Annotated in this window: 16 protein-coding genes; 12 read left to right on the top strand and 4 right to left on the bottom strand. The window is 65.2% G+C overall.

Annotated features, from left to right (window positions below; genetic code table 11):
- Positions 1-195: 195 nt before the first annotated feature.
- The 4 genes from HIV01_RS11580 (at position 196) to HIV01_RS11565 (ending at position 2,225) form a co-directional block, all read left to right on the top strand.
- Positions 196-822 (top strand): response regulator transcription factor, encoded by a 627-nt coding sequence (locus HIV01_RS11580; RefSeq protein ID WP_200607260.1) that lies wholly within the window; start codon positions 196-198, stop codon positions 820-822.
- A gap of 247 nt (positions 823-1,069) precedes the next feature.
- Positions 1,070-1,345: a hypothetical protein gene (locus tag HIV01_RS11575; RefSeq protein WP_207526940.1), complete on the top strand. Its 276-nt coding sequence runs from the start codon at positions 1,070-1,072 to the stop codon at positions 1,343-1,345.
- 142 nt (positions 1,346-1,487) lie between these two features.
- Positions 1,488-1,670: a hypothetical protein gene (locus HIV01_RS11570; protein ID WP_200607256.1), complete on the top strand. Its 183-nt coding sequence runs from the start codon at positions 1,488-1,490 to the stop codon at positions 1,668-1,670.
- Positions 1,671-1,805: 135 nt separating this feature from the next.
- Entirely contained in the window at positions 1,806-2,225 is a 420-nt protein-coding gene (locus HIV01_RS11565; RefSeq protein WP_200607254.1) for a hypothetical protein, read from the top strand.
- A gap of 111 nt (positions 2,226-2,336) precedes the next feature.
- Here HIV01_RS11565 and HIV01_RS11560 read toward each other — a convergent pair whose 3' ends face one another.
- Together HIV01_RS11560 and HIV01_RS11555 are read right to left on the bottom strand one after the other, a co-directional pair.
- Positions 2,337-3,086 (bottom strand): LytR/AlgR family response regulator transcription factor, encoded by a 750-nt coding sequence (locus HIV01_RS11560; protein WP_200607252.1) that lies wholly within the window; start codon positions 3,084-3,086, stop codon positions 2,337-2,339.
- Positions 3,083-4,207, bottom strand: a complete 1,125-nt coding sequence (locus HIV01_RS11555; protein ID WP_200607251.1) for a sensor histidine kinase — start codon at positions 4,205-4,207, stop codon at positions 3,083-3,085. The genes HIV01_RS11560 and HIV01_RS11555 overlap by 4 nt, the downstream gene beginning before the upstream one ends.
- A gap of 217 nt (positions 4,208-4,424) precedes the next feature.
- Here HIV01_RS11555 and HIV01_RS11550 point away from each other — a divergent pair, with 217 nt between their 5' ends.
- The 8 genes from HIV01_RS11550 to HIV01_RS11515 all read left to right on the top strand — a co-directional run bounded on the left by HIV01_RS11550 (position 4,425) and on the right by HIV01_RS11515 (position 11,134).
- Complete coding sequence (locus HIV01_RS11550; protein ID WP_200607249.1) at positions 4,425-4,931, top strand: YybH family protein; 507 nt, start codon at positions 4,425-4,427, stop codon at positions 4,929-4,931.
- Positions 4,928-5,389, top strand: coding sequence for a DUF3617 domain-containing protein (locus HIV01_RS11545; protein ID WP_200607247.1), 462 nt, complete (start codon positions 4,928-4,930; stop codon positions 5,387-5,389). Before HIV01_RS11550 ends, HIV01_RS11545 begins: the two co-directional genes overlap by 4 nt.
- 96 nt (positions 5,390-5,485) lie before the next feature.
- Positions 5,486-6,478, top strand: coding sequence for an aspartyl protease family protein (locus HIV01_RS11540; RefSeq protein ID WP_200607246.1), 993 nt, complete (start codon positions 5,486-5,488; stop codon positions 6,476-6,478).
- 285 nt (positions 6,479-6,763) lie between these two features.
- On the top strand, positions 6,764-7,417 hold the full coding sequence (locus tag HIV01_RS11535; RefSeq protein WP_200607244.1) for a penicillin-binding protein activator LpoB: 654 nt from the start codon (positions 6,764-6,766) through the stop codon (positions 7,415-7,417).
- A 122-nt stretch (positions 7,418-7,539) separates the two neighbouring features.
- A complete protein-coding gene (locus HIV01_RS11530; RefSeq protein ID WP_200607242.1) occupies positions 7,540-8,028 on the top strand; it encodes a putative periplasmic lipoprotein in 489 nt (162 codons plus the stop codon).
- A 14-nt stretch (positions 8,029-8,042) separates the two neighbouring features.
- Positions 8,043-8,870: a hypothetical protein gene (locus tag HIV01_RS11525; RefSeq protein ID WP_200607240.1), complete on the top strand. Its 828-nt coding sequence runs from the start codon at positions 8,043-8,045 to the stop codon at positions 8,868-8,870.
- A 35-nt stretch (positions 8,871-8,905) separates the two neighbouring features.
- Positions 8,906-10,153 (top strand): hypothetical protein, encoded by a 1,248-nt coding sequence (locus HIV01_RS11520; protein WP_200607239.1) that lies wholly within the window; start codon positions 8,906-8,908, stop codon positions 10,151-10,153.
- 3 nt (positions 10,154-10,156) lie between these two features.
- Positions 10,157-11,134 carry a hypothetical protein gene (locus tag HIV01_RS11515; RefSeq protein ID WP_200607237.1) on the top strand — a complete coding sequence of 326 codons (978 nt, stop codon included), beginning with the start codon at positions 10,157-10,159 and terminating at the stop codon, positions 11,132-11,134.
- 52 nt (positions 11,135-11,186) lie between these two features.
- Here the strand turns inward: HIV01_RS11515 and HIV01_RS11510 are convergent, their stop codons facing one another.
- Positions 11,187-13,004, bottom strand: coding sequence for an amidohydrolase (locus HIV01_RS11510; protein ID WP_200607236.1), 1,818 nt, complete (start codon positions 13,002-13,004; stop codon positions 11,187-11,189).
- An 81-nt stretch (positions 13,005-13,085) separates the two neighbouring features.
- A complete protein-coding gene (locus HIV01_RS11505) occupies positions 13,086-13,841 on the bottom strand; it encodes an isochorismatase family protein (RefSeq protein ID WP_245156786.1) in 756 nt (251 codons plus the stop codon).
- Positions 13,842-14,182 lie beyond the last annotated feature (341 nt).

The raw sequence follows: 14,182 nt of genomic DNA, 5'->3' as shown, positions 1-14,182 counted from the left end.
GGTCCGCCCTGCTGTCACCACTATCTCGCGGTGATCGGCATGCCTCACGGGTCGAGAATGCAAGTATCGGAATGACCCGGCCATGAGGGTGCTGGGGGCCTCGGAAGCTATAGTCGTCCGGCCGGCAGAGCCGGCTCGAAGCACAAACCTGGCGGACGTGAAGTTGGGTACTTCTTCTGCATGGGAATTCAACCGATGAGCGATTCGAAGATCCGCGTGCTCGTAGTCGACGATCACCCGGTGCTGAGGGATGGCGTTGCCGCCATCCTTGAGAACCAGGCCGACATGGTGATGATTGGCGAAGCTCGCGATGGCCGCGAAGCCGTCGAGCTTTTTCGCTCGTTGCTACCAGACGTGACGCTGATGGATCTGCAGATGCCCGTGATGAACGGCGTCGACGCTATTGCCGAAATTCGCTCGATTCACGCCGGAGCCAAGATCATCGTCCTCACGACCTACGCAGGCGACGTCCAGGCGGTTCGCGCGCTGAGGGCAGGTGCAGTCGGATACCTGCTCAAGAGCGGTCTTCGAACCGACATGATCGATGCGATCCATGATGTTCACCGTGGGCAGCGCCACGTACATCGTGATATCGCCGACGAGATCGCACTTCATGTCGTAGACGAGCCATTGACCGGACGTGAGATCCAGATCCTGTGCCTTGTGTCGGTTGGGAAGGGAAACAGACAGGTTGCCTGTGAGCTTGGCTTGTCCGAGGAAACCGTGAAAGGACACCTGAAGAACGTGTTCGCCAAGCTTGGCGTAGCCGACCGCACCCATGCTGTCACCGTAGCGGCGCGGCGAGGCATCATCGACATCTGATGCCTTTTCCGTGGGCGACATCATCCAGCCTGCGGTGGCGCGCGAGTACCCTGGGTTCCTGGACCGCACCTCCTGAATTGCTGGAATCTGCACTGGACGGCTTATGGCCGATAGCGGTCATTGGGGAGGGCGGAGGCCAGGATCGGTGCTAATGTCCGCTTCCGACCCATAGCGGTCATTCGACCGCGGTACGCGAATCGATACGATCTAGGGATCTTTCTTTCTTGCGAATTGGCGGATGCTGATCATGAAGAGCGCATTCCTTGCGGCGATAGCGGTCGCGGCGATGTCTGGCTGCGGCCGTGAGGATCTGTCCTCGGAGAAGGCCAAAGAGTTGGCCGATGCTGCCATGACGCAACATTGCGCCTTGGACAGGGCAGCGTGTGCGAATCTCAGGTTCACCGAAGCCACAACGAACAAGTCTGGGCTTTGGCTGGTGGAGTACGAATCCGCGACGTATCTCTACGGCGCCATCATCGACGACGACGGCTCGGTTGAGATCACGCGTACCAGCGAGAAATAACAAGCGGCGCTGGTCGACGCCCGCCGTCTCCAGCCTTGAAGGTCCGCTTGTGGCCGGCAGCGGACACTGGGGAGGGCGGAGGCCCTGGACCGGTGCTAATGTCCGCTTTCGACCCAAAGCGGCCATCTGCATGACAAAGGCGATGCGCGAGCAGAACCAGCATCCGATCTTCCGCAGGAACGTGATCGTCGCGTTCGCTGCAATTCTTATTGCGAGATGGCTGTCCAGGCGAATTGATGAGCCATGGATACTCTACGTTGTGGTCGGACTCGCTCTGATCGTTATGGTCAGGGAAGTGTTCAAAGCCTTGAGCGAATGGAATTGAGTGTCCGCTTCCGACCCAAAGCGGACGTTGCGCGACGCGCCGGCTGCGGCCACATTGACTTCGAGCTGGATAGAGCGCTCAACTGCATCCGCGTTTTGTGGTGCGTCAACTCAGGCGCAGTGCGAGGTAATGAGAATGCACAAGACAGGCTGGCTTGCTCTCCTATTCGCATTGCTGGCGCCGTGGTCGACCGCGAGATCCCAGGAGGCAGATGCGGAAACTGCCGCAAGGGAAGCCATGGCGGCCCAATTGGCTGCAGAGGCGCAAGCGGCGCGGATTCCAGTTGTCGAAGCACAGCGGATAACAGCCCAGATTGCCAGCGAGGTCGCGACGTTAGCTACGCTTTCAATCATGGGCGCCGTTAATGATCCGCGCTCGGCGCCTGAGCTTCGCAAGAGATCGCTAGAGAGTATTCGCGCCTTTCTTGCTGATCGATCCAAGCCATGCGGCGAGGTATTGGCTGTGCAAAGATCAGAAGATGCGAGGGTATCCGAGATAGTGTGCGCCGGCGGCGCAACCTACACTGTTGACATGAAAACCGGACAGATCCTGTAAGCGCAACCCGCAGAACAGCGACCTGTTCTACCTGATCAAATCTGCTTCAAGGTTGGCTGGTGAGCGACCGCTTCTGGCCGAGAGCGGGCAGTCCCGGGATGCGGGGATTCTCTAAACTTTGGTGAGTTTCAGCCGGTCGATCACCGCGTCGAGGTAGTTCGGTCCGACTGGCACGTTGGCGCCGTCGCGCAGGGTGAGCGTAGTGCTGCCGTTGGCGTGCCGCTGGACTCCGGTGACGAGGCTGGGGCGGACAAAGGCGGAACGGTGGACGCGCATCAGCCCGGCGGGATCAAGGGTGCGCTGGAGTGCACTCATCGTCGCGCGGTGGATGTGGCTGCGGGTGGAGGTATGCAGCATCACGTAGTCGCGTGCCGCCTCGATCCAGTCGATCGTGTCGATGGGTACCCGCCGCGATCCGTTCCTGACCTGCACCCAGATCACTTCGTCATAGGCGCCCGCGCTGCTGGTTGCGGTCGTAGCCGCTGCTTCGCGAAGTGCGCGGCGGCGCTTGGCACGTTCGACGGCCTGGCGCAACCGGTCAAAGCGCACCGGCTTGAGGAGGTAGTCCGTCGCATCGACCTCGAAGGCGTCCGGTGCAAACTGCTCGAAGGCGGTGACGAACACGATCTCCGGGCGCTCCTCCATTGCCAGGTCGGCGGCCACAGCAAGCCCACTCTTCTCCGGCATCTGGACGTCGAGCATCACCAGGTCGGGCCGGAGTGCCGCGATCGCCTCGGCTGCCTCCTTCCCGTCGCCCGCGGTGCCGACGACCTCGACGTCTGGAAGCTGGCGAAACAGGGCGACCAACCGGTCCAGCGCCAGTGGTTCGTCGTCCACGAGGAGCACGCGCAGCCGGCTCATCCTGCCTCCGCAGTCAGGGCATCCGCCGGCGCGAGCGGCAAACGCACACTGGCACGGAACCCATGCGGTAGCGGCCCCGCTCGCAGCGTGCCCCGCTCACCGTAGAGTACGTCGAGGCGCTGACGCACGTTGGCGAGACCAACGCCGGTCCCCTTGCGCACATCCGTGACCTTGGCCGGATCGCCATCGTCCTCGACGGTGACGACGAGGTCGTCGCCGTCCTGCGTCACGGCGATGCGCAGCGTCACGGCGTGCCGGGTCGGCGCCACCGCATACTTCACCGCGTTCTCTACCAGCGGCTGCAGGAGGAAGCTCGGTACAGGCGCGTCCTCGAGCTCGGGCGGACAGTCGAGCACGACGCGCAGCCGTTCGCCAAAACGGACCGCCTCGACGTCGAGATAGGTCTCGACGGTGGTTAGCTCCTGCCCGATCGTCACCGTGCTCTGCGGATCGGTGACGAGCGTGCTGCGCAGGAACGCGGACAGCTTCGCGAGCAGCGCTTCGGCCTGTTCGTTGCGGTGGTTGACGACCAGCGAAGAGGCGGCGTTCAGTGCGTTGAAGAGCAGATGCGGATTGAGCTGGTATGTGAGTGCCGCCAGCCGCGCGGCGCTCGCCGCGGCCTCGGCCTTCGCCGCGAGCGCTCGAGCTTCGATCTCGGCTGCACGCGCATCGGCGAGTTCGCGCTCGCGTTCGCGCACCGTCCGGTTGACCTGGATGACGACGAGGATGGCCGCGATCAGCCCGTAGAGCCAGAAATACCCCACGACGTTGTTGAGCGTCCTGGCGATCGTCGCGAACGGGTCATCCCGCGCGGCCAGGCGCAGCCACCACGTGGCCGTGAAATCCGCGACTCCGAGAAGAATCGCAGCGACGGCTACGGCGACGAACATGGTGATCAGCTTGGTCGCGATCGAGCGATCCCGGACACGCACGGCGGCGAGGTGTATCAGCGTGGTGAGCGCGATTCCGACGACGTAGAGCGCGCCGACGTGTTCGAGGACCCGTGCCGGCAACTCGCCCGCGCCAAAGTACGTAGGCAGGACGAACAGCCCGCATGACACCGTCCAGACACTGAAGCCCAACCATGCAGCTTGTCGCGTGTCCGCGCTGAACCTTTCCATCACTGCCCCTCGTTTCCCAACGGTTGGACCTTAGCGAAACGGCGTCAACGGGACCCGGTTTTCGTCTCGCCATTCCGGACTTTCGTCGACGCGCCCGGGCTTTGTCGACAGGCTGCGTGTTCCCGTCGAAGCGCGCTCGCGAGGTCCTGCGATGGCTCCTAGCATCCTCTCATCGACACAGCCGTGTCGCCATCCGAATCGCCCGAGGACCCAACCGATGATGCGCAAACTGCTCCTGGCCGCCGCGGCGGCCCTCATGGCCCAGGCCGCCTGCGCGGCCCAGCCCAACGACGCCGACCGGGTCGCGCTCGAGAAGCTCGCCGCCGACCTGGATGCCGTCTGGGACAGCGGCGACCCCGCGGCGGTGTCCGCGCTCTACGCCGCTGACGGCAGCCTGCGCATGGGCAGCCTTCCAGTCGTCCAGGGGCGTGACGCCGTGCAGCGCTACTTCGTGGAAACGATGGGCCGGCGGCCCGCCGGGGCGCGGCATGTCACGCGGGTCGAGAACATCGACATGCTCACGCCGGACCTTGCGCTGGTGGATACGCGCGCGAGCATCGAAAGGGATGGTGCGCAGGGAAGCCGGGAAGTGCTGGCCGAGTTCCACAACCAGACCCTTGCCTTGCGCCAGGCCGATGCTTGGCGGTTCCGCGCAGTGCGCGCACAACGGATGGCGGTGCCGAGCCGGGCTGCCGCACCCGTCCAGCAGGGGGGCACGCGATGAACGCGAAGACGCTTGCCGCCGGCCTGGTCGGCGCAATCACCCTTGGCGCCGCGGGCGCGGCCTTCGCCGACGCAATGTTCCTGCCCGGACTGTACGAGGTTCGGGTGAGCTACCCGGGCGACGGCTCGGGCGTTGAGACGACGCGCGAATGCCTCACGTCGGCCGAGGCGAAGGAGGAATCACTCGAACGGCAGCTGGGCGAAGTCCTCAACGATGCCAGTTGCCAGTTCACGCAACGGAACATCGGCGGTGGGCGATTCGCAATCTCAGGCACCTGCAACAACGAGGGGTTCAGGTCGAATCTCAAGCAGTCGGGCACGTATTCGCCCACCGCCATGACGATGGACATGAGCATGACCCTGGCGCCCGTGCCAGGCGCCGAGCCGGTGAGCATGCAGATGACCATGTCCAGCCGCCGCATCGCCGCGAACTGCCCGGCAGGTAGCGATAACGATTGAACCGGCGCAGCCCGCGCCTGCGTGCCGACACCGTAGACCGGGCGGTACTGGGACCGGCCGCGCAGTCCGGCATCGACCAACCAGGAGCACCCAACAATGCACCGCCTGACGATCGGTATCCTCGCGCTCGCCACCTCGCTCTCGCTTGCCGGTTGCACCCAGGTGGAGCTTGCGCGCCTCTACCTCGCCAACAACGGCACGGCGGCTGAAGTGACGAAGCCGTTGCCCCTCACCTTGCCTTACAAGGACGTCGACGGCTGGGTGCTGTTACCGGCGCGCGTCAACGGCCGCGCTTCCATCGACTTCGTGCTCGACACCGGCGCCTCGGTCGTGGCGCTTATCGCGGATCAGCGCACGACGCATCTCGACCTCGACATGCGTGGCGTGCGCCGCCTGGGCGCGCCCGACGACCTTGCTGCACCCGTCGGCGCCAGGCAGGACGGGCTGGCTATCGACTTTGGCGGCGTGGTGCTGGAGAACCAGACAGCGCTTGCCATCCCGGCCGAGAGCCTCGACTGCAGGGGCGAACAGCAGAGAATGGCGCCGTTCAACGGTGTGATCGGCCACGCCCTGTTCCGCCGCTTCACGGTGGAGGTGAACCGCGACAAGGGAACAGTCACGCTTCACGATCCGGACACCTATCACTACACCGGCAGCGGCCGGATCGTGTCCGCGGAAATCGCCGGCCGCCAGCCTTTCATCGACGCCAGGGTTGCTCCGTCAACGGGCGCTCCCTATCGAGCCCGCCTGCATGTCGACAGTGGCGCGGGCATCAATATGACGCTGTTTCCGGGGTCGAGCCCGGCCATCAAAGCGCCGCCCGGCGGACGCGGGCGTGAGGCGTGCTTCGTGGGCGGTCGCGCCACCTACACGACAGGTGCACCCGTTCACCTCGGTCTTGCCGGCGCCGCCATCACCACGCCGGTCGAGTACGCCACCGGCCGGGAGGTAATCGCCGCCGGACAGAACGGCCGTCTCGGCGCCCGTTTCCTGGCGCGATTCAACGTGGTTTTCGACTACGCTCGCGAACGCATCATCCTCGAGCCTCGGCGCCGGCAGGTGGTCGTCGCGCGTGCTCCCGGGCACTGAATCGGAATGACGATCCTGGGTGGGTAACGCGGGCTCGCCATGAGTAAGTCCCGCGATCGCAGCCCGATGCCTGACGCTCTGCGGCAACGTTTGCACTTGCACGTCGCATAATCGCGGCGCATACCCCGGAGTTCATAACTTTTCAGAAGTTTTCAGTACTTCGGAAGCGACTCCCACCTGCTTGCGTGATCCACTTCAGCGCTGCCCGCGTGGGGAGGCAGCGCCACCCGGTCAGTTGCGTGATATCGCAATGACTGCCGGACGGGTCATGAATCAGGGGGAATCTTGAGCACTAAATTCATTCGGGCCAGCCTGTGGCTGGCGGTTGCGGCATTGTTGTTGGCCGGTGCGGACGCCGCGGCGCGGGAACGCAAGCTGGAGAACCGCAACGGCGTCCAGACGCGCGAGCTGGACCCGTCGCAGAAGGGGCTGGTCACCGGCGTGGGCATTGAAGCCCACGACATCCAATCGATGACCAACCAGATGGCGCGCGACCTGTTCGCGAGCGGGTTCCTCAACGGACTCAGCAAGCCGCCGCGGATCCTGGTCGACGAGCAGGAGTTCCATAACGAGGGCTCGCAGATCATCAATCGGCGCATGATCACCCAGCGCCTGATGACCGAGCTCAACCGTGCCTCGCAGGGCCGCATGACCTTCATCGGCCAGCGCTACGCCGGCATGGTGGCCAAGCAGCGCGAGCTCAAGCGCGAGGGCGTCACCGACGTGGGTACCACCGGCATGACCGGTGCCCAGGCTGGCGTCGACTACTTCCTGGCCGGCGCGATCATGACCCAGGATGCCCGCGACCCGCGCAGTGGCGTGGTGCAGCGCTACAACCAGATCGCCTTCGAACTGGTGGATGCGGAAACCGGTGCGGTCGTTTGGACGGGCATGTACGAGTTCGAGCGTGCCGCCGCCGACGACGTGGTCTACCGCTGACCCAAGCCTGCAAGGGACCCGCCACGCATCACGCACGCGCCGCCGGCGATTGCCGGCCATCGCATGGCACCTGCGTGCCCGCCGGTTCCGCACTCGACAAACCTCCAAAGGAACTCGATCCCATGAAACCCACCGCTTCCCTGCTGTGCTCCGCCGCCGTGCTCGCGCTGAGCCTCAGTGGCTGTTCCACCACGCCCAACGCCCGCCCGCAGGCACTGCTCAAGTGCGACTACAAGGCCCTCAAGGCCAACGCGCTGACCGGCGGCCCGGCATTGACCTCCATGGCCTATGGGTCGGTCGCGGACATCCCTGCCGACGCAGTGCTGATGAGCGATGCGGGCCTTTATCGCAGCGTGATCGTCCAGCAACTGAGCACGCAGAACACGCAAGGCGGCACCGTGCAGGTGAATGCCCGCCTCGCCAACTGCACCGGCGCGGGCATGACCGTGCGTGCGCGCACCGCTTTCCTGGACCAGGCCATGGCGCCGGCAGAGCCGGTGTCGGCATGGCGCACGGTCTTCCTGCCGGCCGGCGGGATGGCGGTGTACCAGGAGTCGTCGTTCTCGACGGCGAAGGTCGCGCACTACTACATCGAACTGGCGCCGAACTGATCCGGGAGTCGACCATGCGCCTTGCGATGACCTGCGCCGTGTCGGTGGCGCTGATGTTCACGGCTGATGCCGCCGCCCAGATGCGTGCAGGCCAGCCACAGGTCCTGGCTCCAACGCCACGATCGGCGCCGCAGGCGGTGACGCCGTGGTCGGTGCTGCGCGGCAAGCTGGGCACGCGAAACCGCGTGATGCTGCTTTGGGACGCCGAGCTCGACAGCGAAGTGAACACCCGCTACCGCGAGGTGGAGACCCTGGACCGTCGCGTCCAGGGTGCTGCGGCACAGGTTGACGGCGTGGTCGACAGCGCTTCCGGTCCGGTGGGCGTGGCAGTCGCCGGTGGCAGCGCGCAGCTGCAGCAACGCAGCGAGAAGTTCGTCGAAGGCGACGCCCCGTCGCGGACATCGCTGTCCGCAGGCGAGCGGGCGATGCAGTCGGAGTTCATGGCGCAATTGCGCCAGGGCGGCGTGCGCTTCATCGATCGCACCCTGGCCACGCGCCTGGCCGGCAAGTCGGTCCAGGGCGATCGTCCCAACGTCCATGCGATCGAAACCCAGGCGCTGATCGGGCACGCCGACTACCTGATGGAAGTGAGCAGCGTGGCCGATGCACAGGTCCAGTCCGGGCGGCGCTATCACGTGTCGTTGCGCTCGGTGGCCAACGGCGAAATCCTGCTGGATTTCGATACGGCCGCCGATGTCGACGATGCAGGGGTGTTGCCTTACGTGGCCGGCGCCGGCGGGTTCGAGCGCGCCGCGCCACCGGCGCCGACCAGCGCCGACACCGCGCGGGTCCTGGCACGGGAAACCGGGCGCCGGATGGCCGACATGCCGGTGGCGCGATGATCCCCCGCCGCCTGATGCACGCGGTTCGAATCGCAATGCTCTCCGCGATCGCCCTGGCCGCGCCTGCAGTGGCGCAGGACGCCGCCGCCGAACAGGTGCCCGAAAGTCTTCGCAAGTACTACGAGACGCTGCTGGCCGAGGGCGAGTGGGGCGCAGTGCTGAACCTGCAGCGCCTGGGCCTGGAGGCGATCGATCAGGGGCACCTGGATGTGGCGGCACGCGCATTCGATGCGAGCCTGGCGCGCATCGAACTGATCTACGCCAACTCCGACTCGGCCAAGAAGGCGCGTTCGATGTGGTCGTCGGAGGGAGTCAAGGACTTCAAGGGCGAGCCGTACGAACGCACCATGACGTACTACTACCGTGGCCTGCTGTTCATGGCGGAGGGCGACTACGAGAACGCGCGCGCCAGCTTCCGCGCCGCCGAGTACCAGGACACGATCTCGAACAACGAGGAGTACGCCGGCGACTTCGGCCTGATGTCGCTGATGGCCGGATGGGCGTCGACCTGCGCGGGCGACACCGGCATGGCCAAGGACCTTTACCAGCGCGCCGCCACGCAACAGCCGGAAGGCCTGAAGGCACCCGGCGCGGGCGTGAACACGCTGGTGCTGGTGGAGTCGGGCATGGCACCGGTGAAAACCGCCACGGGCGGCTATGGTGAAGCACTGACCCTGCAGACTGGCGACAACCCGTTTGTTGCAGTGCTGGCCAACGGCAAGGAACTGCCGGTGCTGGCCGATGTCGGCTGGCAGGCCAGCACGCTGGGCGGTCGCCAGATCGATGTGATCCTCGATGGCAAGGCGAGTTTCCGCCAGGGCAGCGATACGGTGGCCGGACTGGGCGTCGCCGGTGCGACCGTCGCGATCAGCAGCGGCGATTCCGGTGCTGCCGGTGCGCTGGCAGTGGTGGGCATCGCGGCGATCCTGGTCAGCTCGGCGACCAAGCCCAAGGCCGATATCCGCATGTGGGACAACCTTCCTGATCGCATCTACGGCGGCTTCCTCAAGCAGGGCGGCGCGGTGCCGGTGGCCGAGAAGACCGCGGACGGCGAGCTGTATCCGATCGAGTCGCCGGTGATCGACCGCACCGCAGGCCGATGCCGACTGATGGTGTACCGCGCGCACGAACCGGGCGCATTGCGGGCGCAGCCGGTCAGCAACCTGACCGCAGGCGAGCGCAAGTCGCTACTGAAACGCAACGAAGCGCGCGATGCGAGCTTCCGCAACGAAATGACCCGCCTGTTCGTGTCGAACGGCGAAGCCTTGGCCGGAGGTGAATGATTCATGCTGTCTAAACTGATCAAAGCCGGTGCGATCGCACTGTTGTCGGTACTGGCATTGCACGCGCGTGCGCAGGATGCCAGCGCGGTAGCCGACCCCGCGGTGTGGGGTCCATACGCCAAGCTGGTGGGCAAGACCTTCAGCGGCGAGGACGTCAGTGGCTGGCCTGGCTACGCCAGTCGCACCCGGTCCATCCAGTGGGAAGTGCCCGGGCAGGTGATGGTCGAGACCGGCGTTTACCCGAACGGCCAGGAACTGCCGCGGATGCGCATCCTGCCGGGCAAGAACCCGGGCGACGTGGTCTTCGATGTGCCGAAGTCGCCCAACGCGACCGGCCATGTGGTCGATGCCGACACGATGGTGTTCGACCTGCCATTCGGGTACCAGAACGTGGTGCGCGTCCTGGGTCCCGACAGTTACGAAACGCGGACGCTGAAAGAGAAGAGCGGCGAAGTAAAGGCCGTCGCGGTGTATCGCGACAGCAATTCCGAAGCACAGAGGGCGCGGGTTGCGGAACTGGAGGTGAAGGCCGCGGCGGACAAGCAGGCCGCCATGCTCGCGTTGCGTGCCGCCGGCGTGCCCGCTGATCCGGCAACCGACGCGCCGGCCGAGAATGTCCTGGCATACCAGGAACCCATTCGTGGACCGCACGCCACGCTGCAGATCACGCGCGGAAAGGCATGGGAGGCCAGCGCCTGCTACGCGGCGGTGTACATCAACGGTCGCTGGGCGGCGCGCCTGGAAGATGCCGAGACGGCCCGATTCAAGGTGCCGGCGGGCAAAGTCCAGATCGGCGTTGCTTCCGACCCGCAAGGGCGCGGCACGTGCCGCCTGGGCCAGTCCACTCAGACAGAGCACGAAACGGTGGTGGCCAAGGGCGAGTCGCTGCACGTGTACTTCATCTTCAGCAACGGCCCGAAGTTCAGCGAGGCACTCGCGGCACCGGCCGCGCCGACTGCGGCCTCCCTGGGTGCCAAATGACCCCTAAAGGCCGGAAGCGGCCACGATCGAGATCGTCTGGTCGATTGTCATGTCACTTCCCCGGCGTGCCGTAGTAGCCACCGAACGTCCTGACCGGTGACCAGGACGGAAGGATCGGCTCGAGCTGCGGCACGAGGCTCTTGTAGGGGCCGGCCGCATAGACGAGTTTGCCACCGGTGACGGTGAGCACCGACTCGATCCGGCGAATGCTCTCTTCCGGCACGGTGAAATAGTCGGCGCTCAGCAGTGCCATGTCGGCGTACTGCCCTGGCGCGATGCGTCCCTTGACCGCCTCATCGCCGCTGAACCAGGCGCTGCCCAACGTGAAGAGCTCAAGCGCCTTTGCGCGATCGAGACGATTGGCCTCCGACAGCAGCTGTGTTCCACCGACGCTCTTGCCGGACACCAGCCAGTACAGCGACAACCACGGGTTATAGCTGGAAACGCGGGTGCCATCGGTGCCAGCACCTACCGGAATGCCGGCTGCAAGCAGTTGCTGGATCGGCGGTGCGTGCCCGGCTGCCCCTTGGCCATAGCGCTCGATGAACTCCTCACCGGCAAAGGCCATCCGGTTCTGGATCATCACGCCGCCGCCAAGCGCCTTGATGCGTGCAATCCGCGGGAGCTGGATCGTTTCGACGTGGTCGATCGCCCAGCGCAGGTCACTGAAGCCAGGACGGCCTGCTGCCTTTTCCTCGCGGTCGACCGACTCGAATACCGACAGGATCCGATCGATCGACTCGTCGTAGGTGGCATGGATGCGGATCGGCCAGCGACGCTGCACGAGCGTGCGGACAGCGGCGGTGAGTTCCTCGCGCCATTTCGGGTTGGCGTCGAGGTTGGGGCGCTCGGCACGGAAGTTCTCAAAGTCCCCCGCGGACGCCACGAGTTGCTCGCCGGCGCCCTCCAGCACGAGCCCGCTCTCGTTGTGCGCATCCAGGTTGGCGTTGATACGCTCGCTTTCGACCCAGCTCTGGATGTCCTTGAGCTCCTGTCCCGCCTTCTGCGCGAAGAGGTAGTAAGAGATACGCAGTGGTAACCCCTCGGTTCGCGCCATGTCGATGGACGCTTTGTACTGCGTCGGATACATGTGGCCGCCGCCACCCGCGTCGATGGCCGAGGTCAAGCCAAAGCGATTGAGCTCGCGATAGAAATGGCGCGCTGACGATGCCTGGGCATCGGCGGGCAACTCGCCCAGTGCGCCGACAGCCTGGTAGAGGATCGTCGGCCGCGGCGTTGCGAGAATGCGCCCGGTCGGCTGCCCGTCCGCGCTCTTCTCGATCGTGCCGCCTTCGGGCGCAGGCGTATCAGCCTCCAGGCCTGCAACCTCGATGCCTTTCTTGTTGTAGATGGCGCCGCTGTAAAGGTGGAGAACGAACACCGGCGTGTTCGGCGCCACCCTTGTCAGCTCATCGGGGGTCGGCATGCGCTTTTCAACGAACTGATACGGCGACCAGCCACCGACCACGCGAACCCACTGGCCCCGCGGCGTGGTCATCGCGACCTGGCGCACCATTTCGAGTGCCTGCTCCAGGGTAGGAACGCCGTCCCACCGAAGTTCAGCCGCGTAGTAGCGCGCCTGGCGAGTAGGATGCAAATGCGAGTCGTTGAGGCCCGGTATCAGACGCCGACCCTCCGCATCCACCACCTTGGTCTGCGGGCCGCGTAAGGCGAGAATCTTCTGGTCGGATCCGACGTCCAGGATCTTCTCGCCCTTTACTGCAACGGCAGAAGCCTCAGGGCTGCCGCTCGCCTGAGTCGTGACCTCGGCGTTGTAGATCACCAGGTCTGCAAGCTCCTGCGCCGTGACGGCCGCTGGCACCAGGAGGAGCAGGGGCGCCACAGCGCCGCGACAGAAATGTACATTCATGATGACGGCCCCGTGGATGCGATGAATGCCGCTGCGATGCCGCCTACGACCGATCTGGGCGTCGTGTCAGCCTTGCCAAAGTTACTTCGTGGACCCCTTGGCGACGTCTTGAGCCTTCTTGTAGCTCTCAACGACTGCACGGTAGTTCGGCACGAGCTCGGCGTAGAGCGCGCCCCACTTCGCGGCGTCCGCACGGTTCCAGGTCCGGTGGGACTCGCTGAGCATGGTGTTGGTGGTCATCGGAATGATTCCGGCCTGCGTCATCCGGGCGAGCATGACGTCGGACGCCATCTCGCTGACGTCGCCCGAGGCGTCCATCACCACGTAAACCTTGTATCCGTCGGCCTTCGCCTGGAGCGCGGGGAATGCGACGCAGACGCTTGTCCACACGCCTGCCATGACCAGCGTCTTGCGGCCCGTCGCTTCGACTGCCTTGACGAAGTCGTCGTTGTCCCAAGCACTCACTTCCCCTTTGCGACCAACGTACTTCGCGCCGGGCGCAGCAGCCGCCAGTTCATCCATGATCGGGCCGTTGGGACCGCCGGGTTCCGACGCCGTGTAGATGATCGGCATCCTGGCCTGCTCGGCGATCTTGGCGAGCGCTACGGTATTGGCCCGCAGTTCCCGGATGGGAACGTCCTTGACTGTCTGGAACAGGCCTGTCTGGTGATCGAGCAAGAGGACAACCGTGTCGTTGGGGTCAAGGAGGGCCCCTTGGGCGGCTGCGCTGGGCTGCCGGGAGAGACCCGGCATGGCCGGCTTGGTGTCCCGCGTCTCCTGCGCCTGTGCGGGCTCGATCATCAGGGCGGCGAGTGCTGTCAGGCTTGCCAGAGCCAAGGATCTTCCAGTCACGCGAGTCTTTGCTGAGGGTGAGTTCACGACAATCTCCTTTGTTGGTTGGTTGCCGGCCGTTCCGGCTGCAAATGCCCCTGCACGGCCGTCGCCTCCGATGCAGGAAGGGGAGGGCTGATTGGCGGCGACAGCCGGCAGGTCCAAAGGGGTAACGCCGGCGCGTCCTACGGCCGGCCGAAGCGGAGTGCGTTGATCAGAGCCCGCGGATCGGGTCGGAAGTCCAGCGTCCAAGGGCGCGCCCAGAACTAGGCTGCGCTGGAACCCGCAAGCAGAAAACCCCCAATTGCGTCCGTACCGAGCCCCCCTATGGGGTGACGTAACGCGCT

The sequence above is a fragment of the Lysobacter arenosi genome, from assembly GCF_016613475.2.
Lineage (GTDB): Bacteria > Pseudomonadota > Gammaproteobacteria > Xanthomonadales > Xanthomonadaceae > Lysobacter_J > Lysobacter_J arenosi.
This window is presented reverse-complemented; position numbering and strand designations above follow the sequence as displayed.